The sequence below is a fragment of the Curtobacterium sp. MCLR17_054 genome, from assembly GCF_003234335.2.
GTDB classification, from domain to species: domain Bacteria; phylum Actinomycetota; class Actinomycetes; order Actinomycetales; family Microbacteriaceae; genus Curtobacterium; species Curtobacterium flaccumfaciens.
Map to the genome: position 1 here is coordinate 2,545,258 of NZ_CP126263.1, position 22,297 is coordinate 2,567,554.

Below are 22,297 nucleotides of genomic sequence, written 5' to 3' on the forward strand. Positions count from 1 at the left end.
CTCGGCGTGTGGGAGACTGCCGGGGACCCCGCTCCGACCACCTCGAGGACGTTCGTTGGCCACCGAAACCCGCGCAGCCGAATCCGCAGCCGAACCGACGGCGGCCGCTCCCCGCGCAGGGGGTCGGCTCGAGTTCCCGTACCTGGACGGGCTCCGCGGTCTCGCCGCCCTGGCCGTGGTGTTCTACCACGCGTACCTCTTCACCGGGACGACCGGCACCGGGCCCACCGAACTGCCGTGGCTCCGACCGTTCATCGGGTGGGGCTACCTCGGCGTCCCGCTGTTCATCGTCCTGTCCGGCTACGTCCTGATGCTGCCCGTGGTCACCCGGTTCGACCGCTACCGGTTGCCCGGTGGCTTCTGGAAGTTCATCTGGCGCCGCGCCCGACGGATCATCCCGCCGTACTGGGCGTCGCTCATCGTCTTCGCGCTCATCATCCTGTTCGTCCCGGTGATGGGGCAGCCCGGCGGCACCCAGTGGGACACGAAGCTGCCGATGGGTTGGGGCACGTTCCTCACGCACTTCTTCCTGGTGCACGACTTCTTCCCGCAGTACATCGGCAAGATCAACGGCCCGATGTGGACGGTCGCCGTCGAGTGGCAGATCTACTTCCTCATGCCGCTGCTGATCCTGCCGCTCTGGAAGGTCTTCGGCGGGTGGGCGACCGCGTCCTCGCTGGTCCTCATCGGCATGTGGATGGGCGCCGAGAGCCGCTACTCGTGGATGCACCCGTGGTTCGTCGGCCTCTTCGCGGTCGGCATGCTCGCCGCCGAGCTCACCGTCAAGGCCCGTGACGAGCACATGACCGGCAAGCTGAACGCCTCGAAGCTCGGCGGTCCGCGGTGGCAGAGCGGCGTGTTCGTGGCCGCGATGTTCGTCGGCATGCTCCTCGTCTTCTTCCGCAACCGCGACTACTGGCAGCACCAGACCTGGCCGTCCGAGGTCGTCCTCGGCATCTTCGCCGGCATCCTGCTGACCTGGATGGGCCGCAAGGCGGTCACCGGGGAGCACACCTGGCTCGCACGCTTCTTCGCGTGGAAGCCGTTCGTGCTCGCCGGCCTCGTGTCCTACACGATCTACCTCTTCCACAGCCCGTTGCTCGGACTCGGCAACCTGCTGCTCCTGCCGATGGGCCTGTACCCGAAGTGGCAGTTCCTGATGATGGTCTTCGTGGTGATCCCGATCACCCTGGCGATCTGCGTCGGGATGTGGTGGCTCGTGGAGCGCAACTTCCTGAACCGCCGGCAGAAGCACGCCACCCGCGAGGTCTCCTCGCGCGGGCGCCTGCCCGAGGTCGAGACGGACGACGAGGGCACCCGCACCGCCCGCTAGCCCCGACAGCGGACACCGCAGCGGACGCCGCACGGGTGCGTCTCACGGACAGGTGTCGCCGAGTCCGGGTAGCATCGCTCGGACCGCGGCGTGGGAGATCAGGCCCACGGCATCTCGACAGGGAAGACGAGACCACATGCGCGCACCCATCAGCAGGATCCTCGGGCTCGGCACCGCTGCCGCCGTCGCCGGGGTCATCACCTTCGGCAGTGGCCCGGCGGTCGGCGCGACCGCCAACGACCCCGCCGGCACCGACACCGGTCAGCAGCTCTCCATCGCCGAGATGGACCGCACCGGCAACCACACCATGGGTGCCGGCATCGCCGCCCACGCCGGTGAGACCCACGTGACGACCTCCCCCGACGCGACCTCGGGCGGCGGCGTGAGCGCACAGTCCCTCAGCTCGTCGGCCGCTGCCGCCACCGCCGGCGGGCCACCCCCCGGCCGGGTGCAGGGCTTCGACATCAGCGCGTGGCAGCCGAGCGTCAACTTCCTGCAGGCCTACCGCAACGGCGCCCGGTTCGTGTACGTGAAGGCGACCGAGGGCACCTCGTACGTCAGCTCCACCTACAAGCAGCAGTACGCCACCGCCAAGCAGCGCAACCTGTACCGCGGCGGCTACGTCTACGCCCAGCCGAGCCAGGCGAGCGGCGCCGCGACCGCGAACTACTTCTTCGCCCACGGCGGCCAGTGGAGCAAGGACGGCAAGACCCTGCCGCCGCTGCTCGACATCGAGTACGGCAGCGCCGCCCAGGGCACCTGCTACGGCAAGTCGTGGGGCGCGATGCGCACCTGGATCAAGGACTTCAACCGGACCGTCGTCGCCAAGACGGGTCGGTACCCCGCGATCTACACCACGACCGACTGGTGGAAGCGCTGCACGAACAACAGCAACCAGTTCTCGAAGAACCCGCTGTTCGTCGCGATCTACCCGGTGAAGAACTTCACCACCCCTGGCACCCTCGGACGCAGCTGGTCGAAGTGGACCTTCTGGCAGTGGGCGGCCAGCGGCACGCTCCCCGGCGACCAGGACGTCTACCGCAACGACATCACGTACCTGAAGCGCTTCGCCTCCCGGACGAGCTGACGCCCGTCAGGGACGTCGCTGCGACAGACGGCCCTGCCACCAGCCGACGGCGAACAGCACCGCGCCGACGAGCAGGAACGGCCCACCCGCGAAGACGAGGAACGCCGCACCGAACGGGAAGCTCCCGCCGGTCGCGGCGTACACGGTGAGGATCAGCGCCCCGGTTCCGGAGACGGCTCCGCCGATGGCGGCGGTGACGCCGCCGGCGACGGTGAGGGATCGACGCTCGGTCATGTCGTCAGCCTAGGGGCGCGCGCCCCCGGCGCTCGGCCACCACGAACGGACAGGAGGCCCGTGGCGGTGTCGCCACGGGCCTCCTGTCCGTCACGGGCGCGCGTTCGCACCCGCCGTGTCAGCGCGCAGTGTCAGCGGACGTCGCGCGTCGCCTCGGCGAAGTCGGCGTCGAGGGCGGTCGCCATGCGGGCAACGCCCTGCGCGAGCTGCGCGCGGACCGCGTCGCGGTCCGCGTCGAGCGCCTCGAGCTGCGCCGTGACGTCGTCGACGAACGTGGGCTCGAGTGCCGCCTCGATCGGCTTCGAGTAGGCCTGCTGGCCCATCTGCTCGAAGAACAGCCGGCCCTTGTCGACGTAGTAGAGCACCGCGGCGGGGACCCCGGCGATGGTCGCGACGATCGCCGAGTGCAGGCGGCTCGCCAGGAACAGGCGGCTGCGCGACATCAGCCCGGCGTACTCGGACGGCGAGAACTCGTCGGCCTCGACCACGTGGGTGCGGTCGGCGTGCCGCATCAGGGCGATGACCTCGCGGGCGAAGGCGGCGTCACCCTCGGACGCCTCCATGTGCATCGGGTAGAACACCACGTCGGCGTCCCAGCGGTCGATCACACGGTCGGCGAGGTCGGCGACGGCCTGCCGGTAGGTCACGAGCTTGTCGCTGTCGACACCGGTCTGGCGGAAGCGCTTCGGCAGGAACCGGAACGGGATCCAGCCGCTGCGCTTGTAGTGGAACCAGCGACGGACGCCGAAGCCGATCGAGCCCTCGAGCTGCTCGGCCCTCAGGCCGGTGGTGCGCTCGAGCCGTTCGAGCACGTCCGCGTCGGGCGGGGTGACCGTCCCGACGACCGCCGGGTCGAAGGACGAGACGATCGGCGTCTTCACGCCCCAGGACAGGAGCTTCTCGCGGGACTCGTCGTCGCGGACGGCGAAGGCGCTGCACAGGTCGACGGTGGCGCGGATCAGGCGCTTGCTGACCCCGGCGGTGGTCGGGCCGATGCCCTGGAACGCCCCGACGAGGTTCTTGTTGACCGCACGGACGAGCAGCATCTTGCCGAACCAGTACACGAGGCCGAGCTTGTTCGTGTAGTCCTTCAGGATCTCGCCGCCACCCCAGAGCACCACGTCGGCGCCGCGAGCGGCACGGAGCAGCGCGAACAGGTCGCCGATGCCGGTGCTGTACGGGGAGACCGGCAGGAACCGGATCCCGAACCACGCGGCGTCCCGCTCGGGGTACTGGGACAGGGACACGATCTCGGCGTCCGGCCACCGGCGACGGACGAGCTCGACGTTGCCGGCGAGGATCGCCCGGTCCCCGCGGTTGTGGGGCGAATCGCTATTGTGGATCAGTACGCGCACGGGGTGAGAGCCTACCGGACCGTCCCCCGCCAGCCCCGGAAAGGCACGATGTCCCGCACCACTCGCTCCGCCCGCTCCCGCCAGGACCGCCCCCGCCTGCTCGTCCTGGGCTCGACGTTCCCGGCCCGTCCGGACGACGGCGTTCCGGCGTTCGTGCTCGACCTCGCCCACCAGGAGGCCACCGAGTTCGACACCCTCGTGCTCACCCCCCGCGTGCCGGGTGGTGCCGCGAAGGAGCGCATCGGCGAGGTCGCGGTGCGCCGCTACCCGTACTTCCCGCGTCGCTTCGAGGACCTGGCCGACGGCGCGATCCTCGACAACCTCAAGGAGCGGCGCTCCCGCATCGTGCAGGTGCCCGCGCTGGTGCTGGCGCAGTACCTGGCCGTGCGGCGCGTGGTGCGCTCCGCGAAGCCCGACGTCATCCACGCGCACTGGGCCATCCCGCAGGCCCTCGTCGCGACCCTGGCCGCCCCGGGTGTGCCCGTCGTCGTGACGACCCACGGCGGGGACATCTACGCGCTCCGCGCGGCTCCCCTCGTCCGGCTCAAGCGCTGGATCTTCGGACGGTCGGCGCACGTCACCACCGTGAACTCCGAGATGCGCGATCGCCTGACCGAGTGGGGCGTCCCCGAGTCGCGCTCGACCGTGATCCCGATGGGTGTCGACCTCGGCCCGGCCCGCGACACCCGTGCCCGCGTCGCGCCGCAGGAGCACCACGTGGTCGCCGTCGGTCGTCTGGTCGAGAAGAAGGGCTTCGGCAACCTGATCGAGGCACTCCGCGGCCTGGGCGACGACGTGCCCTGGCGGCTCACCGTCGTCGGCGACGGGCCCTACCGCGCCCAGCTCGAGCAGCAGGCGGCGGGGCTGCCGGTGACGTTCCTGGGCCAGCGGGGCCGCACCGAGGTGCTCGAGACCCTCGCGTCGGCCACCGTCGTCGCGGTGCCGTCGATCCCCGCGGCGAACGGCGACCAGGAAGGCCTGCCGGTCACCCTGCTCGAGGCCGCGGCGGTCGGGGCCGCGATCGTGGCGAGCGACCTGCCGGGCATCCGTGACGTCGTGCAGGACGACGTCTCCGGCGTGCTCGTGCCCCCGGGCGACGTCCCGGCGCTCCGCGCAGCACTGCAGCGCGTGCTCACCGATGACGCAGCGCGCTCGCGCTACCAGGAGCAGGCCGTCGTCTCAGCAGCGGAGTTCTCCACCGAACGGATCGGCGAGCGCTACCGGGCGGTGCTGCGCGCGGCCATCGGCTGACGACGCGGCGAACACACCGGAGGCCCGGTGCCGGTCCCACGGACCGGCACCGGGCCTCCTGTCGGTCGCGGCTAGCGCCCCATGCCGCGGTACGTGAAGCCGGCGGCGGTCCACGCGTCACGATCGAGGCAGTTGCGGCCGTCGATGACGACCGGCGACGCCACGAGTGCGGCGGCGGCGGTCGCGTCGAGCTCCCGGAACTCGGTCCACTCGGTGAGCACGAGCACGAGCTCCGCCCCGCCCAGCGCCTCGGCCGCGCTCTCGACGTAGTCGAGCTCAGGGTGCACGCGGCGCGCGGTGACGACGGCCTCGGGGTCGTACGCCGAGACGACGGCGCCGAGTTCCTGCAGGCGGGCTGCGATGTCCAGGGCCGGCGAGTCGCGCACGTCGTCGGAGTTCGGCTTGAAGGCCAGGCCGAGCACCGCGACGCGCTTGCCGCTGACGACCCCGCCGAGCAGCTCCTGCGCCAGCTCGACGACGTGGGCGCGACGACGCAGGTTCGTGGCGTCGACGTCGGCCAGGAACGCCAGGGACTCCCCGACGCCCAGCTCGTTCGCCCGCGCCTGGAACGCACGGATGTCCTTCGGCAGGCAGCCGCCACCGAAGCCGAGGCCGGCGTTCAGGAACTTGCGGCCGATGCGGGCGTCGTGGCCGATCGCGTCGGCGAGCGCCGTCACGTCGGCACCGGCGACCTCGGCGATCTCGGCCATCGAGTTGATGAACGAGATCTTCGTGGCGAGGAACGCGTTGGCGCTGATCTTCACGAGCTCGGCGGTGGGCAGGTTGACGACGAGTCGGGGCGTGCCGGTGGACAGCGCCTCGGCGTAGACCTCGTCGAGGGCGGCAACGGCCTGCTCGCCGGCCTCGCCGTCCGGCACGCCGTAGACGAAGCGGTCCGGCGCGATGGTGTCCTGCACGGCGAAGCCCTCACGCAGGAACTCGGGGTTCCAGACGAGCGTGGCACCGGGGACGGCCTCGCTGACCTCGGCGGCCAGACGTGCGGCGGTGCCGACGGGAACGGTCGACTTGCCGACGACGAACTCGCCGGCGGACAGGTGCGGGGTGAGCGCGGCGACGGCGGCGTTCACGTAGGTCAGGTCCGCGGCACCGGTGGGGCCCTGCGGGGTGCCGACGGCGAGGAAGTGCACGCGGGCACCGGCGACCTCGGCCATGTCGGTGGTGAAGCGGATCCGACCGGACTCGAGGGCCTCGGTCAGGATCTCGGGCAGGCCGGGCTCGAAGAAGGGGGCCTCGCCCGCGGCGAGCCGCTCGATCTTGGTGGGGTCGACGTCCACGGCGACGACCTCGTGTCCGAGTTTGGCCATGGAGGCGGCGTGCACGGCACCGAGGTAGCCGCAGCCGATCACAGAGATACGCACGTCGAAGAAGGTACCGGTTTCTCGCCGAAGTCTCATCACGACGCCCGCGACGAGGCTCGCAGCGGCCGCGTCAGGCCCGCACGTCGCCCCACGGCGGACGGTCCGGACCGCCGACGATCTCGTCCCAGTCCGGCTCACGGTGCCGACGCCTGGCCTCGTAGGCCTCCACCAGGTCGTGCAGGACGGCGACGACGAGGTCGGCGTGCGGCACGTCGGCGAGGACCACGGCGGGGTCGTCCCCGGGGAACACGAGCACGTCGCCGGAGCGGAACAGCCCCTGCAGCCCGCGGCGCCGCACGGTCACGTCGTAGCCGCGGGAGTGCAGGAGCTCCCGTCGGGTCCGCGTGCCGAGTCCGTTGACCACGACCAGGCGACGCGTGGTGACGACGTACCGCTCCGACATCCAGCGGAACAGCGGGACGGCGCCGCCGAACACGACGAGCACCACGACGACGAGCGCGACGACGGCGTTCAGCCACGCCAGCTGCGCCTGGAACACGCCGAAGCCGAACCCGCCGGCCGCGGTGACGAGCACGACGAACACCGCCGGGCGCACCAGCCGACGGGCGTGTGGTCGCAGGCGTGCGACGACACGTTCGGGCGGGGGCTCGGCGGTCATGCCGTCATGCATACCGCAGGTGGGTGACGTCCCCCACCGCGACGCCCCTGGTGCCGCCCGCCTGGTCCCGGATCGTGATGCGACCGGCGTCGTCGATGCCGGTGGCGTCGGCCTCCTCGACGGTGCCGTCCGGCAGCTCGAGGCGGATGCGGCGACCGATGGTGCCGCATGCGGCGCGGACGTGGGACCGGACCGTCTCGGCGGCGGGACCCCCGGTGACCAGGCCGGCCACCGCCTCCAGGACGGACCGCAGGAAGGCGGACAGGACCGCGTCGGCCAGGGCGGGTGCGTCGTCGACCGCGCCGGCGAGCAGGAGCGAGGTGGACGTCGGGGTGGGCAGCCGATCAGCCGGGATCGTCAGGTTCACGCCGGCCCCGACCACGACGCTGCCGTCGGCGGCGACCTGGCAGAGGATCCCGCACACCTTGTCCCCGGCGACCTGCACGTCGTTCGGCCACTTCACGAGGACGTCGGCGCCGGGCGGGAGCACCGACGCGATCGCGTCGCGCATCGCCGCCCCGGCGACCAGCGGCAGCCAGCCGCGGTCGTGGTCGTCCAGGTCCGCACGGACGAGCACGCTGGCGGCCAGCGTCTCACCGGCCGGAGCGGTCCAGGTGCGGTCGAGCCGACCCCGGCCCGCGGTCTGGTGCAGGGTCGCGACGACGCTGCCGTGCTGCTGCCCGGGGGCGGCGGCGAGCAGGTCCGCGTTGGTGGACCCGGTCTTGGCGGGAGTGGTGATCGTCGCGCCCGCCGACCGGACAGCCTCGCTGGTGGCGGGGAACGACGGCGACGGGGATGTGGACATGCACGCAAATGTACGGGCAGGAACCGTGGGGGTCCTCCAACCGGCAGCGTGGCACCCGCCGGTAGGGTGAGCGGGTGACTTCAGGAGACACCCCCGATCTGTCGACGACGGCCGGCCGACTGGCCGACCTCCGCGACCGGTACCACGAGGCCGTGACCGCCGCGGGCGAATCCGCCATCGCCAAGCAGCACGCGAAGGGCAAGGGCACCGCGCGCGAACGCATCGAGCAGCTGCTCGACGAGAACTCCTTCGTGGAGTTCGACGAGTTCGTGCGGCACCGCACCACCTCGTTCGGCATGGACGCCAAGCGCCCCTACGGTGACGCGGTCGTCACCGGGGTCGGCACGGTCCACGGCCGCAACGTCGCCGTCTACGCCCAGGACTTCACGGTCTTCGGCGGGTCGCTCGGCGAGGTCGCCGGCGAGAAGATCATCAAGGTCATGCAGCACGCGCTGAAGACGGGCGTGTCGATCATCGGCATTCTCGACTCCGGCGGCGCCCGCATCCAGGAAGGCGTCGTCGCGCTCGGCAAGTACGGCGAGATCTTCCGCCTGAACACCCAGGCCTCGGGCGTCATCCCGCAGCTGTCGATCGTGATGGGTCCGGCGGCCGGCGGTGCGGTGTACTCCCCCGCCCTGACCGACTTCGTCATCATGGTCGACAAGACCAGCCACATGTTCGTCACCGGCCCCGACGTCATCAAGACCGTCACGGGCGAGGACGTCGGCTTCGAGGAGCTCGGCGGCGCCCAGACGCACAACGCGGTCTCCGGCGTGGCCCACTACCTGGCCGAGGACGAGACCGACGCGCTCGACTACGCGCGCTCGCTCATCGGGTTCCTGCCGGACAACAACCTGTCCGACCCGCCGGCCTACGACGTCGCCCCGGAGCTCGAGACCACCGACGCCGACCACGAGCTCGACCTCGTGATCCCGGACTCGACGAACCAGCCGTACGACGTCACCACGATCATCGAGCACATCGTCGACGACGGTGAGTTCCTCGAGGTCCAGCCGCTCTTCGCGCCGAACATCCTGATCGGCTTCGGCCGGGTCGAGGGCCGCACGGTCGGCATCATCGCGAACCAGCCGCAGGCGATGGCCGGCACGCTGAACATCGACGCGGGCGAGAAGGCCGCCCGCTTCGTGCGGTTCTGCGACGCGTTCGGCATCCCGATCCTGACCCTGGTGGACGTGCCCGGCTACCTGCCCGGCACCGACCAGGAGTGGACCGGCGTCATCCGCCGCGGCGCGAAGCTGCTGTACGCCTACGCCGAGGCCACCGTCCCGCTCGTCACCGTCATCACCCGCAAGGCCTACGGCGGCGCGTACATCGTGATGGGCTCGAAGCAGCTCGGCGCCGACATCAACCTGGCGTGGCCGACCGCCGAGATCGCCGTCATGGGCGGCCAGGGCGCCGTGAACATCCTGTACCGCGCCGAGATCAAGCGCGCCGAGGAGTCCGGCGAGGACGTCGCCGCGGTCCGCACGAAGCTCGCGAACGAGTACACGTACAACGTCGCGTCGCCGTACCTGGCGGCCGAGCGCGGTGAGCTCGACGGCATCATCCAGCCGCATGCGACGCGCGTGTCGGTCATCAAGGCCCTCCGGTCGCTGCGGGGCAAGCGCGCCACGCTGCCCCCGAAGAAGCACGGGAACATTCCCCTCTGATGGGTCGCCACGCAGCAGCCGTGCCCTCGGACGAGCCCGCCTCGGTGGCGGACGTCCGGGTGGTCTCCGGCGACCCCACCCCCGAGGAACTCGCCGCCGTCGTGGCCGTCCTGCAGCGCCAGGCCGATGAAGCCGCTGCCGCCGGGCGCGCCGCCGTGGTCGTCGAGCCCCGCACCGGGTGGGACGCCGCGGCCCGCGGACTCCGCCGCCCGCTCGACCACGGACCGGGTGCCTGGGGCCGATCGCTCCGCTGATGTACCCCTGGTGCGCTGGCGACCGGAACGGTTGCAGGGCGCACTTCCCGGTCGGTATCCCCTCACTCGGGGGACACGTTCAGCGGATACGGACCGGAAATGCCGGAATTGTCCCCCATAATGACGACTGACATGCGGCTCGTGCGTCGGCATAGTGGTTGGTGTTCGGTGTCCTTCAACGAAAGACATCGCAGGACGGTGGCCGACTAGGGTACGAAGCCACCGCCCGCTGCGAGGCAGGGCGACATTCGGGTTGTCGCTCAGCCTCGGGTCGTGAACGGGCCGGTCGGTATCCGACCGGCCCGTTCCCCGTTTCCGGGGGTCTGTCGCGGGTGCGGGCGGGTGTCAGTGCGGTTGGCGGGGCGGTGGCGAGGCCGATCCGGAACGACACCGTCGACGTCGTACGACAGCGACACGGTCGCTTCCGTGCGCGCGCCCGCCCGACGCACCCACGTGACGGCCTGGAGGCCCGTGGCGGCGCCGCCACGGGCCTCCCGGCTGTCCCCCATCGCGTCCACCGCCGCCCGCACGCCCGGCGCACCACGCGCGTCCGCAGCGCCGTCCGCACCACGTTCGCGACGATCCACGCGTCGATCATGTGGTGCAGGGTCGCAACACGCGCGCACGCGCTGCCGCTCGCTGTACCGGGCGTGCCGCGCGCTATGCCGGCTCGTGCCGCGGGATCTCCAGCCAGAGTGCGACGGAGTCGTCCTCGTCCCCGTCGTCGTCGTCCATCCCCGCGCCGAGCGCCGCGGACTCGCTGGCAGCGCCGTCGAGGCGGAGTCCGACGACGGTCACCGCGGAGTCGGAGCCTTCGCCCACGGTCCGGACGATGACGTTGTCGGCATCGCGGGCCTGCCGGAGCGCCTCGGCGACACGGGCGTGGATGCGCCGGATGTCCGGAGCGTCCAGGTCGTCGAGCCCGCCGTCGTCGTGCAGCTGAACGGTCGCGCCGCGGCGACGCAGGCGCATCACCTCGTCGCGGACGTCGTCGGACAACAGCGACCGGCCCCGGATCTCGTCGCGGATGGCCTGCTCGAGGTGCAGGCACTCGGCGCGATCGGCATCGTCGAGGTCGCCGCAGGAGTCGATGATGCGCTGCAGCATCGGCAGGGCCATCCGGGTGGTCTGGCTCAGCCGGAACTGCCGCTCGAACACGTGGGCGTCCTGCGCGGCCTGCCAGTCGGCGGTCTCCTGCTCGGCGAGGACGAGTTCACGGGTGTTCCGGATGGCGCGGCTCATCGCGGCCGCGAAGACGGTGGCGATCGCGACCCAGGCGACGCTGCCGACCACGCCGAGCCCACCGAGCGAGCCGAGGCCGGCCCAGGCGACGGTGTACACGGTCAGGAACAGCACGCCGGCCCACGCGAAGGGGCCCCGGCCGCGCACGACGAGCACCACCATGAGCGTGCCGATGGCCGCGATCCACCAGGTGGCGGAGCCGGGACCACGACCATCGACGAGGACGGGGGCGGCGATCACCGGCATCACGATGGCGGTGGCGAGGGAGAAGCAGGCCGTCCAGACCGGCAGGACCCTGCCGGGGACGAACAGTGCGAGGCCGGTGGCCGCGACGTACAGGACCATGCAGGCGATGATCGGGGCGACCTGGTCGACGCGCGGCAACGTGGCCGCGGCGAGGACCAGGTGGTAGAGGGAGAACAGCGACGCCAGGCCGAGGGCGATGCTCGCCGGCAGGGAGACCTTCATGCGGTCGTCCTCGCGGCCGGCGACCACGTCAGCACGATGCGGGTGCCCTCGCCCGGGGCGGTGTGCACCTCGGCGCGACCGTCGACGGTCGCGACCCGCTCCACGATGGAGCGGCGGACACCGAGCCGTTCGGCGGGGATGGCCGCGACGTCGAACCCGCGGCCCTCGTCACCGACCTCGACGAGCACCCCCTGCCCCTGCTGCTCGACGCGGACCCAGCGGGAGACGTCGCCGTCGCCGGCGTGCTGCACGCTGTTCACCGCGGCCTGCAGCGCCGCCGAGGCCAGCGCGTCGGCGACCGACGCGGGCAGGCGGACCGACCCGGTCGGCGTCGGGACGAGGCGGACCGGGGCGGGCAACGCACCGACCCCCTCGCGGATGCGCGCCCGGAGTTCGCCGAGGGCGACCGGCGCGACGTCACCGGGACCGTCGGTGGCGGCGGCCTCGAGGTGGTCGATCGCGTTCCGGGCCATCCGCGCGGCGAGGGTCTTGGCCTCGAGCGTGTCGGCACGTGCGGCGGAGAGCAGCGTCGTGAGCACGCTGTCGTGCACGATGGCGTCCACCTGGACCCGCTCGACCTCGGTCGCGTGTTCCCGGATGGCGAGCGAGTACCGCCGCACGGCCGTGGACTGCGCCGTGTCGACCGACGTGGCCGCACGCCGCAGCACCACGGCGATGACGAGCACCGCACCGCTGAGCAGCGCCGTGTACACGCCGTCGAGCAGGACCGCGAGGACCCCGACGTCGCCGCCGAGCGGGCTGAGCCGGATGACGACGTAGACCGCCGGCACGAGCGCCGTGTAGACCGTCGCACGCCACGTGGCGAAGCCCATCGCCGCCGCCGTGCAGCCGACCGTGCAGAACCACCACGGCCACGGCTGCTGCGCCGACGGGATGGGCTCCTGCACGGTCGCCGTCCACGTCACGAGCACGACGAGGAACAGCAGCGCACAGACGATCTGCGCCAGCTGCGCGACCCGCTGCACGAAGGCCGAGACCCCGATGAACACGAACGACGCCGCGAGGGCGAGCATCAGCGTCGGCCCCCAGAACGGGTCGAGGTACGGCAGCTGCTGCAGGACCGCGGGCGCGTCGACGATGCCGAGGCCGATCGCCGCCATCGCGAGGAGGATCGCGAACGCGCGCTCGACCGACGCCTGCGTGATCGAGGCGCGGACGCTGCGCGCCGGATCGGCGCCGAAGGGCGCCGGTTCGACGACCGTCCGCGCCGACTCAGCCGCGGTCGCCATCCGTGTCAGCGACCGTCGCCGTCGGGGTCGATGCCCGAGTCGAGCCCGGGGAGGATCCCGTCCTCGACGGCTCGACGCAGCAGGTCGACCTTCGTCGGGGCCGGGCGACCGACCTCGACGTACTTCACACGGATCCGGTCGAGGTACTCACGGGCCGTCGAGTAGCCGATGCCGAGCTGCTGGGCGGCGAGCTTGAGCGGGAGACCCGAGGCGTAGAGGTGCAGGATCTCGCGCTCGCGGCGGCCGAGCTGCGCCTTCGCGAAGTCGCGGTCGGCGTCGATGGCGCTCGCCCACTCGAGGTTGTTGAGCACGTCACCGCGTGCGACGGTGGCGACCGCCGCCATCACCGTCTTGGTGGCCGAGGACTTCGGGATGACGCCGGCAGCCCCTGCTGCGAGCGCCTCACGCACGTTGGCGACACGATCCGCGATGGAGTGCACGAGCACCGCCGATCCCGTCCCCTGCACGCCCTTGACGTTCTCGGTCACGGTCGAACCGTCACCGAGGGACAGGTCGAGGACGACGACGTCGACCTCTCGCCCGTCGAGGTTCTGGACGTACTCGGGGACGCTGGCGGCGGTGAGCACCACCTCGAACCCTTCGTTCTGGCACGCCGCCTGGATCCCGAGTCGGACGGACTCGTGGTCGTCGACGATCGCGACCCGGACCGGCCTGGTGGCCGCCCCTGACGTCTCGGTGCTGGTGGTTGTCGTTCCTGCTGCCACAGTGGCCTCTCGTTCCGATGCGCGACGCCGGCCCCTGAAACCGGAGTGCCATCAACGACCCAGGATACCCAGCCCGGACTCAGGTGCGGGGCTTCTCCGCTGCGCCACGCTGGCCGGTCCGCCGATTGGTGGACACCCCGACACGCAAGGACCCGCGGTCGAGCGACCCCCGGACCTCAGCGCGTGGGGACCAGGCGTGCGACGGCTTCCAGGTGGTGCGTGTGCGGGAACAGGTCGAAGGCCCGCAGTGCTTCGAGTCGGTAGCCGAGGTCGGCGAACGTCGCGACGTCGCGGGCCAGCGCCACCGGGTCGCACGCCACGTAGACGACCTGCTCCGGCTGGAGCGCGGCGATCTGCACGACCACGTCACGACCGGCACCGGCGCGGGGCGGGTCGAGCACGATCGTGCCGGCGCGGAAGCGGTCCTTCTCGGCGCGCGAGGCGTTCGCCACCGTGTTCGTCAGCCAGCGGTCGACACGGCCGGTCTCCGCCCGGGCGCCGAGCCACTCCGACAGGTTCTCCTGCGCGTGCTCGGTGGCACGGGCGGCGCTCTCGACGCTCGTGATGCGTGCCTTCGGGCCGACCAGGTCACCGAGGGCGGCGGCGAGCAGGCCGACACCGCCGTACAGGTCCAGGTGGGTGCCCTCGGGGTCGAGTCGGTCGCGGTCGACCAGGTCCTGCACGGCCTCGGTGAGCACGGACGCCGCAGCGCGGTGCACCTGCCAGAACCCGTTGTCGTCGACCTGGAACGTGCGCTCCCCGACGACCTCGGTCACCACGGTGGGCTTCTGGTCGTCGATGACGAGCCGCGCGCCCTCGGAGCCGCTCGGTGCGAGGACGTCGATGACCGAGGACCCCGGCAGCGCACCGCGGCCGAGCGGGGCGCTCTGCTGCACGACGGCGGTCGCGAGCGGCAGGCCGGTCACCGGGATGACGGAGTGGGAGCGGGCCGCGAACGGGCCGGCGGTGCCCTGCTCGTCGACGTGCAGCCGGACGCGGGTGCGCCAGCCGAGGCCGTTCGCCGCGTCGTCGCCGGGCGCGGCCTCGACGACGACGTCGTGGCCGAGCACCTCGGCGAGGTCCATCCGTGCGAACCGCGCGAACGAGTCGACGAGGACGTCGTGCTTCAGCGTGCGCTGGTGCGCGAGGGCGATGTGCCCGAACTCGGCACCACCCGGGCGCGTCTCGGGGTCACGCTCGAGCGCGGCCTCGGGCCAGACGTGGTCGACGCGGTGCTCGCTCGGCGTGATGACGCTGACCGTGTCGGCGCGCCAGAACGACTTCTTGCGGTCCTCGGTCACCCGGGCGACGACGCGCTCCCCGGGGATCGCGTCCGAGACGAAGACCACCCGTCCTTCGTGTCGTGCCACCGAGATGCCGCCGTGGGCGATCCCGGTGACGTCGAGTTCGAGCAGCGTGCCGACGGATTCACCCATGGTGAGATGGTCCCATGCGTCTGTACCTCGCGAGTACATCCCCCGCCCGCCGAGCACTGCTCGCCCAGTCCGGGATCGAACCCGTGCTCGTGTCCCCCGGGGTCGACGAGGACGCCGTCGGCGCTGCAGCAGCGGCATCGCTCGGCCGTGACCTGACCGGTCCGGAGCTCGTCTCGCTCCTCGCCGTCGCGAAGGCGTCCGCAGTCGCCGACTCCGCGGTCGCCGGGTCACCGGTCGACGGAGTGGTGTTCGGCGGGGACTCCGCCTTCGAGGTCGACGGACAGCTGTACGGCAAGCCGCACGACCCGGCGGTCGCCCGGGAGCGCTGGCGGCAGATGCTCGCCGCCGGCGGCGGGACCCTGTGGAGCGGGCACTGCGTGATCGATCGACGACGCGACGACCGGCACCGGGACCCGGAACCGGCCACGGGACGGCCTGGAGGCGCGGCACCGGCCCGCACCGTGCCTCCCGTCCGGTCCTTGGTCACGTCCGCCGCCGGCGTCCCGCAGCTGGGTGACGTCGCGCCCGGCGGGTCGGCGCTGGCCGCCGCCGGCGACCGCGTGGTCGCGGTCGACAGCGCGGTGCTGACCTTCGCCGACGATGTGTCCGTCGACGAGATCGACGCGTACGTCGCGACGGGCGAGCCGCTCGAGGTGGCGGGTGCGTTCACCATCGACGGTCGGGCCGCGGCGTACATCACGCGGATCGACGGCGCACCGTCCGCCGTGATCGGGATGTCGCTGCCGGTGCTGCGGTCGATGCTCCTCCGGGGCTTCGGCATCGCCTGGCACAACCTGTGGGCACTGTAGACATCCGCACCTGTTCCGGGTGGTTCTTTGTGGGTGCCAGTCAAAACGCACTCCCGCCGCACGAATACGCTGCTGTGTCATGCCCCGTATCAGCAAGGTCCTCATCGCGAACCGCGGCGAGATCGCCGTCCGCATCATCCGCGCGGCCCGCGACGCGGGCAAGGCATCGGTCGCGGTGTACGCCGACCAGGACCGCGATGCCCTGCACGCCCGCCTCGCCGACGAGGCCTACGCGCTGAACGGCACCACGAGCGCCGACACGTACCTCGTCATCGACAAGATCATCTCGGTCGCCCGCCGCTCCGGTGCGGACGCCGTGCACCCGGGCTACGGGTTCCTCGCCGAGAACGCCGACTTCGCCCGCGCCGTCATCGACGCCGGGCTCGTCTGGATCGGCCCGTCGCCGGAGTCGATCGAACGCCTCGGCGACAAGGTCTCCGCGCGCCACGTCGCCGAGAAGGTCGGCGCACCGCTCGCCCCCGGCACCATCGAGCCCGTGCAGGACGTCTCCGAGGTCTTCGACTTCGTCGACCAGGTCGGTCTGCCCGTCGCGATCAAGGCGGCGTTCGGCGGTGGCGGTCGTGGTCTGAAGGTCGTCCGCGACCGTGCCTCGGTCGAGGAGCTCTTCGAGTCCGCCACACGTGAGGCGATCGCCGCGTTCGGTCGGGGCGAGTGCTTCGTCGAGAAGTACCTGGACAAGCCGCGCCACGTCGAGACCCAGTGCCTGGCGGACGAGCACGGCAACGTCGTCGTGGTCTCCACCCGCGACTGCTCGCTGCAGCGACGCCACCAGAAGCTCGTCGAGGAAGCCCCGGCGCCCTACCTGACGCCCGAGCAGCAGACCGCGCTGTACGAGTCGTCCAAGGCGATCCTGCGCGAGGTCGGCTACGTCGGTGCCGGCACCTGCGAGTTCCTCATCGGCGCCGACGGCACCGTGTCGTTCCTCGAGGTCAACACCCGCCTGCAGGTCGAGCACTGTGTCTCCGAAGAAGTCACCGGCATCGACCTGGTGCGCGAGCAGTTCCGCATCGCCGAGGGTGGTGTGCTCGACTACTCGGACCCCACGCCGCGGGGACACTCGTTCGAGTTCCGCATCAACGGCGAGGACCCGGGTCGTAACTTCTTCCCCGCGCCCGGCCCCGTGCACGCGTTCAACGCACCGTCCGGCCCCGGCGTCCGTGTCGACTCGGGTGTCGTCTCCGGTGACGTCGTGTCCGGGTCGTTCGACTCGATGCTCGCGAAGCTGATCGTCACCGGCGCCACCCGTGCCGAGGCGCTGGAGCGTTCGCGTCGTGCACTCGCCGAGTTCGAGGTCACCGGCCTGCCGACCGTGCTCCCCTTCCACCGTGCCGTGGTGTCCGACCCAGCGTTCGCGACGGCCGACGACGAGCCGTTCAGCATCTACACGCAGTGGATCGAGACCGACTTCGTGAACGACATCCCGGCGTGGAGCGGCTCCCCCGAGGAACTGCCGGCCCCGGCTGCGCGCGACAGCGTCGTGGTCGAGGTGCAGGGCAAGCGCATCGAGGTCACCATGCCGTCGATCGTCGGTGGCGGTGCTGCCGGCGGTGTCGCCGGTCGTCGTCCGGCCGGCCCCACCGCTCCCCCGAAGCGCCGCTCGTCGGCCGTCCGCGGGGGTCTGGCGAAGTCCGGGTCGTCCGTCGCGTCGCCGATGCAGGCCACCGTGGTGAAGCTCGCGGTCGCCGAGGGCGACACCGTGGTGAAGGGCGACCTGCTCGTCGTCCTCGAGGCCATGAAGATGGAGCAGCCCGTGCAGGCCCACAAGGACGGCGTCGTCACCGGGCTGAACGCCCCGGTCGGCCAGACGGTCTCGTCCGGTCACGTGCTGCTCGAGCTCGCGTAGCGCGGGGTTCCGTCTCTCCCCCGGAACCAGGTTCCGGACACAGCACCGTGCATCTACACGGTGCTGTGTCCGTTCCACGATGCGTCACCACGTTGGTGTCGTGCGGCTCGCCAGTGGGACCGGGAGTCCGGACCTCCGGAGCGTGGACGGAGCATCTCCTCCCGGAAGGACTTCCCGCCAGATCAGCCTCGCGAGACCCCGGACCCCCGGGACTGCACGTACCGCGTCCTCTCGGAACTTCTCCGCGATCACCACTTCTTCTGCCGTCCGCGCGCCGCGAACCTCGCCGGCCCGGTACTTGACGAGTCCGTCGAACTCCACGACCACCCCCTGCTCCGGAAACCAGAAGTCGACCCGCGCGAAGCATCGGCCGTCGACGGAGAACTCGTGTTGCAGCTCCGGCCGTGGCAACCCGAGATCGTGCATCACCAACAGCGCGAGGCTCTCTCCGACGGACTCGATCCGTCCATCCGCGAGCTCGAGGAGCGCTCGGACCCGCTGGGCACCGCGGCGTGTCGGTCGCGATTCGAGTTCGGCCAGCAGGTCGTGACGATCGACCCCTCGCCGGAGCACCGCGTCGAGGACGACCAGGGCATGGCCCCGGTCGGATCGGAGCGCAACGTCGATGGCCGTGGTCACCAGGTCCGTCGTCTCGACCCCGTCGATGAGCACGGTTGCCATGTCTCGACCACGCGCCGGCACCTTGTCGCTGAACCGCAGGCGCTGCGCGCGGTCGCGCGTGGGGTCGGTGAGGGCCACGCGATCCGGGAGTGGCCCGAACCAGGGCAGCTCGTGCATGACGACGGCCGACGCGTGCGACACGATCAGCCCCGGACGGGAGGCAGCGAGGACGGCATCGATCCGGGCACGGTGACGAGCCGCTTCCGACGCATCCCGGAACGCCTGGGCGGGGGTCGAAACGCCGTGGCCGATGCGGAGGAACTCGCCCCGCTCCGTTCTGCGCCGCATGCTGCGAGCCGTTGCGCTGTCCACCGGAGTCGTCATGAGCGTGAGGCGTTCCATCGGGACAGCGTGGCGTCCCGGCGGCCACTCACGGCACGATGACCCGGTCGCTGTGGAGAACCAGCCGACCCGTTGCCATTGTGGAGCGGTACCGGGCTTACGCGACACTGCGGCATGGACACAGCACCGCGAAGATGCACGGTGCTGTGTCCGGAACCTGGTTCGGGCGGACCGCGCCCTACGACACCAAGGGGCGCACCGACTCGGCGAGGGCGTCGACCAGGCGCTGGGCCTCGGCGGGGGTGTCCGCGACGGTGTCGATGTAGACCTTCACCTTGGGCTCGGTCCCGCTCGGGCGGACGATCACCCGGGCGTCGCCGGACAGGTCGTAGCGCAGGATGTCCGAGGGCGGGAAGCCCGCCACCCCGTCGGCGTAGTCCGTCACCGTGTGCACGTCGAGCCCGCCGAGCGTCGACGGCGGCGTGGACCGGAGCGACGCCATGATCTCACCGATGCGCGACAGGTCGTCGACGCGGGTCGCGACCTGCCCCGATGCGAACGCGCCGAACTCGGCGGCGAAGGCTTCGAGGTGGTCAGCGATGGTCGAACCGGACGCGGCGAGCTCGTCGGCGAGGGACAGCAGTTCGAGCGCAGCCGAGATGCCGTCCTTGTCGCGCACGACCGACGGGTCGACCAGGTAGCCCAGGGCCTCTTCGTAGCCGAACAGCAGCTCGGGCACCCGCGAGACCCACTTGAAGCCGGTCAGGGTGTCGCGGTACTCCAGCCCGTGGCGCGCAGCCACCCGGGCCAACGCCGGCGACGAGACGATCGACGCGGCGAGCGTGCCGGTCGCGCCCGACTCGGACGCCCGTGCAGCGGCACGCCACCCGAGCAGCCAGCCGACCTCGTTGCCTGACAGCCGGCGGTAGGAACTGGACCCGTCCGGGATCGCGAGTGCGAGCCGGTCGGCGTCGGGGTCGTTCGCGATCACCAGGTCGGCGCCGACGGCGAGCCCGCGGGCGATCGCCAGGTCCATCGCGCCGGGCTCTTCGGGGTTCGGGAACGAGACCGTCGGGAACGCACCGTCCGGCTCGATCTGCGCCGGCACCACCGTCGGTGACGCGAACCCGGCCGCGGCGAACACCGCGCGAGCGGTCTCCCACCCGACGCCGTGCATGGCCGTGTAGACGACCTTCGGCTGCGCCTCGACCCCGAGTGCCGGAGCGGGCACGATCGCGGCCGTGGCGGCCACGTAGGCGTCGACCAGGGCCGACGTCGCGACGGTGTAGTCCGTGCCGCGCGGCAGGTCGGTGACGGAGCCCGCGGCCACAGCGTCGATGGCGGCCGCGATCTCGCCGTCGACGGGCGGCACGATCTGCGAGCCGTCGTCGTGCTGACCGAGGTAGACCTTGTACCCGTTGTCCCGCGGCGGGTTGTGGCTCGCGGTGACCATGACGCCCGCGCCGACGTCGAGGTGCCGGACGGCGAACGCGAGCACCGGCGTCGGCAGGGCCGAGGGCAGCAGGGTGACCTCGAGCCCGAGGCCGCGCATGACCTCGGCGGAATCACGTGCGAAGACGTCCGAGTTCACCCGGCCGTCGTACCCGATCACGACGCTGCGCGAGCGCCCGGTGTCGATGAGGAACCGTGCGAGCCCCGCAGCGGCCTGGGTCACGACGACCCGGTTCATCCGCAGTGGGCCCCAGCCGAGCTCGGCACGGAGGCCGGCGGTGCCGAACTGCAGCCGGCCGTCGAACCGCTCGGCGAGCGCCCGGACAGCGGGACCGTCACCGTCGGCCGCCGCGTCGATCGCCGCGGCCAGCTCGTTACGGGTCTCCGGGTCGGGGTCCTGCGCCAGCCACGCCCGCGCGGTGCCGAGCACCTGGTCGAGGTCGAGCTTCACGACGCCGGCTGCCCGAGTGCGGCGACCACGCGTGCGAGCAGGTCGGCGATCACCGGCTCGGCCTGCTTGCCGGCCTCGAGCACCTCGGTGTGCGACAGCGGGGTCTTCTGGATGCCCGCGGCGAGGTTCGTGATGAGCGAGAACCCGAGGACCTCCATGCCGGCCTGACGGGCCGCGATGGCCTCGAGCGCGGTCGACATGCCGACGATGTGTCCGCCGATGGTCTTCGCCAACTGGACCTCGGCCGGGGTCTCGTAGTGCGGGCCGCGGAACTGCGTGTACACGCCCTCGTCGAGCGACGGGTCGACCGTCCGGGCCAGCTCGCGCAAACGCGCCGAGTACAGGTCGGTCAGGTCGATGAACGTCGCGCCCTCGAGCGGGCTGTCCGCGGTCAGGTTGATGTGGTCGCTGATGAGCACCGGGGTGCCCGGGGTCCAGTGCTCCTTGATGCCGCCGGCGCCGTTGGTCAGCACCATGATCGAGGCACCGGTCGCCGCCGCGGTGCGGACGCTGTGCACGACCCGACGGACCCCGTGGCCCTCGTAGTAGTGGGTGCGGGCACCGATGACGAGCGCGTGGCGGCCGTCGGCGAGGCGGATCGACCGGATGGTGCCGGAGTGTCCGGGGACGGCCGAGGCGCTGAACCCGGGGACCTGTTCGGCCGGGATCTCGGACACGGTCTCACCGATGATGTCGGCGGCCTTGCCCCAGCCCGAGCCGAGGGTCAGGGCGATGTCGTGCCGCTCGATGCCGGACTGTTCGGCGATGACGGCGGCGGCGGCCCGCGCGACCTCGAACGGGTCGGCAGCGGGGTCGTTCAGCGGGTTCTCGGTGCTCATGCCCCAACTCTAAAGGGCGGACGCCCGCCGCAGCAGCCGCCGCAGCGGCCGCCACCGCACCTGCCGCCCGGCCGCCGCCGCACCCGCCTCAGTGCTCGCCGAGCGCCCGGTCCACAGCCGCCGTGATCTCGCCCTGGTCGAAGTGGTTCGCGATGACGATGACCTCGGCGTAGGTGTCACCGATCGCCTCGACGAACTCCTGACTCGTCAGGATCACGTTGGCGTCGTCGGAGACGTCCCGCACGGACGCGACGTCCGCCGCGACGACCGACGCAGACAGCCCGAGGGCGTCGAGCGCCTTCTCGGCGTTCACCTTGAGGATGCCGCTCGACCCGATGCCGGCGCCGCAGATGGTCACGATCTTCACGCGGAGACCCCCATGATCGCGCGGACCTCGTCCGCGGTGGTCGCCGCCGCGATCCGTCCGGTCACCGTGGCGTCGTTGAACAGGTTCGCGATCTCGCCGATCGACTCCAGGTGGGTGCCGACCTCGGCCACCGCGAGCCCGAGCACCACCCGGACGGGGTCGTTGTGCGGGTGGCCGAACGCCACCGGCGTCGCGAGCGTCACGATCGCGAGTCCGTCCCGCACGACGGCGCCACCCGGCCGGGCGTGCGCGAACGCGAGCCCCGGCGAGATGACGATGTACGGCCCGTGCTCCTCGACCATGCCGATCATGGCGTCGGTGTACTCGTCGGTGGTGGCGCCCGAAGCGACGAGCGCACCGCCGACCAGGCGCATCGCGTCACGCCACGCGGGCGCGTCCGCACCGAGGAGGACGGCGGTGTCCGGCAGCGGTGGCAGTCCCATG

General features: G+C 71.7%; 21 protein-coding genes. 7 read left to right on the forward strand and 14 right to left on the reverse strand.

The window, feature by feature from the left end; all coding sequences use genetic code 11:
* Window positions 1-55 precede the first annotated feature (55 nt).
* Both DEJ08_RS12020 and DEJ08_RS12025 read left to right on the forward strand, forming a co-directional pair.
* Window positions 56-1,333 carry an acyltransferase family protein gene (locus DEJ08_RS12020; RefSeq protein WP_181438985.1) on the forward strand — a complete coding sequence of 426 codons (1,278 nt, stop codon included), beginning with the start codon at window positions 56-58 and terminating at the stop codon, window positions 1,331-1,333.
* Between the two features lie 136 nt (window positions 1,334-1,469).
* A complete protein-coding gene (locus DEJ08_RS12025; RefSeq protein WP_111046851.1) occupies window positions 1,470-2,420 on the forward strand; it encodes a GH25 family lysozyme in 951 nt (316 codons plus the stop codon).
* Window positions 2,421-2,426: 6 nt separating this feature from the next.
* Here DEJ08_RS12025 and DEJ08_RS12030 read toward each other — a convergent pair whose 3' ends face one another.
* Both DEJ08_RS12030 and DEJ08_RS12035 read right to left on the reverse strand, forming a co-directional pair.
* Complete coding sequence (locus DEJ08_RS12030; protein WP_111054476.1) at window positions 2,427-2,654, reverse strand: hypothetical protein; 228 nt, start codon at window positions 2,652-2,654, stop codon at window positions 2,427-2,429.
* Window positions 2,655-2,785: 131 nt separating this feature from the next.
* Window positions 2,786-4,009, reverse strand: a complete 1,224-nt coding sequence (locus DEJ08_RS12035; protein WP_181438984.1) for a polysaccharide pyruvyl transferase family protein — start codon at window positions 4,007-4,009, stop codon at window positions 2,786-2,788.
* Window positions 4,010-4,057: 48 nt separating this feature from the next.
* Between DEJ08_RS12035 and DEJ08_RS12040 the strand changes: the two genes are divergently transcribed.
* Window positions 4,058-5,260: a glycosyltransferase gene (locus DEJ08_RS12040; protein WP_146248484.1), complete on the forward strand. Its 1,203-nt coding sequence runs from the start codon at window positions 4,058-4,060 to the stop codon at window positions 5,258-5,260.
* Window positions 5,261-5,331: 71 nt separating this feature from the next.
* Here the strand turns inward: DEJ08_RS12040 and DEJ08_RS12045 are convergent, their stop codons facing one another.
* The 3 genes from DEJ08_RS12045 to DEJ08_RS12055 form a co-directional block, all read right to left on the reverse strand.
* Complete coding sequence (locus DEJ08_RS12045) at window positions 5,332-6,639, reverse strand: UDP-glucose dehydrogenase family protein (RefSeq protein ID WP_071406414.1); 1,308 nt, start codon at window positions 6,637-6,639, stop codon at window positions 5,332-5,334.
* 70 nt (window positions 6,640-6,709) lie between these two features.
* Window positions 6,710-7,258: a PH domain-containing protein gene (locus DEJ08_RS12050; RefSeq protein WP_071244247.1), complete on the reverse strand. Its 549-nt coding sequence runs from the start codon at window positions 7,256-7,258 to the stop codon at window positions 6,710-6,712.
* Between the two features lie 4 nt (window positions 7,259-7,262).
* Window positions 7,263-8,063 carry a biotin--[acetyl-CoA-carboxylase] ligase gene (locus DEJ08_RS12055; protein ID WP_111054473.1) on the reverse strand — a complete coding sequence of 267 codons (801 nt, stop codon included), beginning with the start codon at window positions 8,061-8,063 and terminating at the stop codon, window positions 7,263-7,265.
* Window positions 8,064-8,137: 74 nt separating this feature from the next.
* On the opposite strand from DEJ08_RS12055, the gene DEJ08_RS12060 reads away from it, so the two are divergent.
* Entirely contained in the window at window positions 8,138-9,733 is a 1,596-nt protein-coding gene (locus tag DEJ08_RS12060) for an acyl-CoA carboxylase subunit beta (RefSeq protein WP_111054472.1), read from the forward strand.
* Window positions 9,733-9,987 carry an acyl-CoA carboxylase subunit epsilon gene (locus DEJ08_RS12065; protein ID WP_051596908.1) on the forward strand — a complete coding sequence of 85 codons (255 nt, stop codon included), beginning with the start codon at window positions 9,733-9,735 and terminating at the stop codon, window positions 9,985-9,987. Before DEJ08_RS12060 ends, DEJ08_RS12065 begins: the two co-directional genes overlap by 1 nt.
* Window positions 9,988-10,647: 660 nt before the next feature.
* Here the strand turns inward: DEJ08_RS12065 and DEJ08_RS12070 are convergent.
* The 4 genes from DEJ08_RS12070 to DEJ08_RS12085 form a co-directional block, all read right to left on the reverse strand.
* Window positions 10,648-11,724, reverse strand: coding sequence for a DUF8320 family protein (locus DEJ08_RS12070; protein ID WP_284180466.1), 1,077 nt, complete (start codon window positions 11,722-11,724; stop codon window positions 10,648-10,650).
* Window positions 11,694-12,947, reverse strand: coding sequence for a sensor histidine kinase (locus DEJ08_RS12075; protein ID WP_111054470.1), 1,254 nt, complete (start codon window positions 12,945-12,947; stop codon window positions 11,694-11,696). Before DEJ08_RS12075 ends, DEJ08_RS12070 begins: the two co-directional genes overlap by 31 nt.
* 5 nt (window positions 12,948-12,952) lie before the next feature.
* Window positions 12,953-13,672, reverse strand: coding sequence for a response regulator transcription factor (locus DEJ08_RS12080; protein ID WP_017888757.1), 720 nt, complete (start codon window positions 13,670-13,672; stop codon window positions 12,953-12,955).
* 176 nt (window positions 13,673-13,848) lie between these two features.
* On the reverse strand, window positions 13,849-15,108 hold the full coding sequence (locus tag DEJ08_RS12085) for a class I SAM-dependent RNA methyltransferase (protein ID WP_111054469.1): 1,260 nt from the start codon (window positions 15,106-15,108) through the stop codon (window positions 13,849-13,851).
* A gap of 14 nt (window positions 15,109-15,122) precedes the next feature.
* Here DEJ08_RS12085 and DEJ08_RS12090 point away from each other — a divergent pair, with 14 nt between their 5' ends.
* Together DEJ08_RS12090 and DEJ08_RS12095 are read left to right on the forward strand one after the other, a co-directional pair.
* Window positions 15,123-15,917, forward strand: coding sequence for a Maf family protein (locus tag DEJ08_RS12090; RefSeq protein ID WP_111054468.1), 795 nt, complete (start codon window positions 15,123-15,125; stop codon window positions 15,915-15,917).
* Window positions 15,918-15,996: 79 nt separating this feature from the next.
* Window positions 15,997-17,781, forward strand: a complete 1,785-nt coding sequence (locus DEJ08_RS12095; RefSeq protein ID WP_071406410.1) for an acetyl/propionyl/methylcrotonyl-CoA carboxylase subunit alpha — start codon at window positions 15,997-15,999, stop codon at window positions 17,779-17,781.
* Window positions 17,782-17,865: 84 nt separating this feature from the next.
* Here DEJ08_RS12095 and DEJ08_RS12100 read toward each other — a convergent pair whose 3' ends face one another.
* The 5 genes from DEJ08_RS12100 to DEJ08_RS12120 all read right to left on the reverse strand — a co-directional run bounded on the left by DEJ08_RS12100 (window position 17,866) and on the right by DEJ08_RS12120 (window position 22,296).
* Window positions 17,866-18,804 carry a hypothetical protein gene (locus DEJ08_RS12100; RefSeq protein ID WP_111054467.1) on the reverse strand — a complete coding sequence of 313 codons (939 nt, stop codon included), beginning with the start codon at window positions 18,802-18,804 and terminating at the stop codon, window positions 17,866-17,868.
* 178 nt (window positions 18,805-18,982) lie between these two features.
* On the reverse strand, window positions 18,983-20,647 hold the full coding sequence (locus DEJ08_RS12105) for a phospho-sugar mutase (protein ID WP_111054466.1): 1,665 nt from the start codon (window positions 20,645-20,647) through the stop codon (window positions 18,983-18,985).
* On the reverse strand, window positions 20,644-21,486 hold the full coding sequence (locus DEJ08_RS12110; RefSeq protein WP_111054465.1) for a purine-nucleoside phosphorylase: 843 nt from the start codon (window positions 21,484-21,486) through the stop codon (window positions 20,644-20,646). The genes DEJ08_RS12105 and DEJ08_RS12110 overlap by 4 nt, the downstream gene beginning before the upstream one ends.
* A gap of 88 nt (window positions 21,487-21,574) precedes the next feature.
* Complete coding sequence (locus DEJ08_RS12115; RefSeq protein ID WP_027466460.1) at window positions 21,575-21,853, reverse strand: PTS sugar transporter subunit IIB; 279 nt, start codon at window positions 21,851-21,853, stop codon at window positions 21,575-21,577.
* Entirely contained in the window at window positions 21,850-22,296 is a 447-nt protein-coding gene (locus tag DEJ08_RS12120) for a PTS sugar transporter subunit IIA (RefSeq protein ID WP_111029446.1), read from the reverse strand. The genes DEJ08_RS12115 and DEJ08_RS12120 overlap by 4 nt, the downstream gene beginning before the upstream one ends.
* Window position 22,297: the final 1 nt, after the last annotated feature.

Excerpts from the sequence above, each read along its gene's own strand:
- DEJ08_RS12025 (WP_111046851.1), top strand. The coding sequence starts at position 1,470 with ATGCGCGCACCCATCAGCAGGATCCTCGGGCTCGGCACCGCTGCCGCC.
- DEJ08_RS12030 (WP_111054476.1), bottom strand. The coding sequence starts at position 2,654 with ATGACCGAGCGTCGATCCCTCACCGTCGCCGGCGGCGTCACCGCCGCC.
- DEJ08_RS12040 (WP_146248484.1), top strand. The coding sequence starts at position 4,058 with ATGTCCCGCACCACTCGCTCCGCCCGCTCCCGCCAGGACCGCCCCCGC.
- DEJ08_RS12050 (WP_071244247.1), bottom strand. The coding sequence starts at position 7,258 with ATGACCGCCGAGCCCCCGCCCGAACGTGTCGTCGCACGCCTGCGACCA.
- DEJ08_RS12055 (WP_111054473.1), bottom strand. The coding sequence starts at position 8,063 with ATGTCCACATCCCCGTCGCCGTCGTTCCCCGCCACCAGCGAGGCTGTC.
- DEJ08_RS12065 (WP_051596908.1), top strand. The coding sequence starts at position 9,733 with ATGGGTCGCCACGCAGCAGCCGTGCCCTCGGACGAGCCCGCCTCGGTG.
- DEJ08_RS12075 (WP_111054470.1), bottom strand. The coding sequence starts at position 12,947 with ATGGCGACCGCGGCTGAGTCGGCGCGGACGGTCGTCGAACCGGCGCCC.
- DEJ08_RS12085 (WP_111054469.1), bottom strand. The coding sequence starts at position 15,108 with ATGGGTGAATCCGTCGGCACGCTGCTCGAACTCGACGTCACCGGGATC.
- DEJ08_RS12090 (WP_111054468.1), top strand. The coding sequence starts at position 15,123 with ATGCGTCTGTACCTCGCGAGTACATCCCCCGCCCGCCGAGCACTGCTC.
- DEJ08_RS12095 (WP_071406410.1), top strand. The coding sequence starts at position 15,997 with ATGCCCCGTATCAGCAAGGTCCTCATCGCGAACCGCGGCGAGATCGCC.
- DEJ08_RS12100 (WP_111054467.1), bottom strand. The coding sequence starts at position 18,804 with ATGGAACGCCTCACGCTCATGACGACTCCGGTGGACAGCGCAACGGCT.
- DEJ08_RS12110 (WP_111054465.1), bottom strand. The coding sequence starts at position 21,486 with ATGAGCACCGAGAACCCGCTGAACGACCCCGCTGCCGACCCGTTCGAG.
- DEJ08_RS12120 (WP_111029446.1), bottom strand. The coding sequence starts at position 22,296 with ATGGGACTGCCACCGCTGCCGGACACCGCCGTCCTCCTCGGTGCGGAC.